The sequence below is a fragment of the Protofrankia sp. CiP1_Cm_nod2 genome (genome assembly GCF_920664355.1).
Lineage (GTDB): Bacteria > Actinomycetota > Actinomycetes > Frankiales > Frankiaceae > Protofrankia.
This window is the reverse complement of the sequence record NZ_CAKKTL010000096.1, coordinates 16,643-17,121: the sequence shown is the minus strand read 5'-3', so window position 1 is coordinate 17,121 and position 479 is coordinate 16,643. Positions and strand designations below refer to the sequence as shown.

1 protein-coding gene is annotated in these 479 nt (G+C 68.1%); it reads right to left on the bottom strand.

From position 1 onward, the window contains the following. Positions 1 to 479 (bottom strand): serine/threonine-protein kinase (locus NBW84_RS12630; protein WP_250284799.1); only part of this gene is annotated, 479 nt, incomplete at both ends.

The following is a 479-nucleotide window of genomic DNA, read 5'->3' as shown; positions in this document are numbered from 1 at the left end:
TCCGATGCCGGTACGGGTGATCCAGCCCGGGCCGAAGGCGCCGGCGGCGGCGTGGGCCAGGTCGAGAGCGAAGGCGCGTGTGGAGGGTGGGCGGTCGGCCGGGTTCTTGGCCAGGGCGTGGAGGACCACGTCGGCGATGAGTGTGGGTACTCCGGAGGGCCGGGCGGGGATGGTGTGCAGGTGGTGCTGCCAGAGCACGGGCAGTGGTAGCTGTGGGTCGAACGGCGGCGCCCCCGAGAACAGTTCGTAGAGGAGCACCCCGAGCGCGTAGAGGTCGGTGGCCGGGCTCAGCCGGCCTTCGGCGATCTGCTCGGGAGCCATGCACTTCGGCGTTCCGATGATCTTGCTGGCGGTGGTATCGGACCCTTCGACGATTTTCGCGATGCCGAAGTCGACGACTTTGAGCAGGCCGGTGGCGTCGAACAGGATGTTGTCGGCTTTGATGTCACGGTGCAGGACACTGCGGCCGTGGGCGTAAG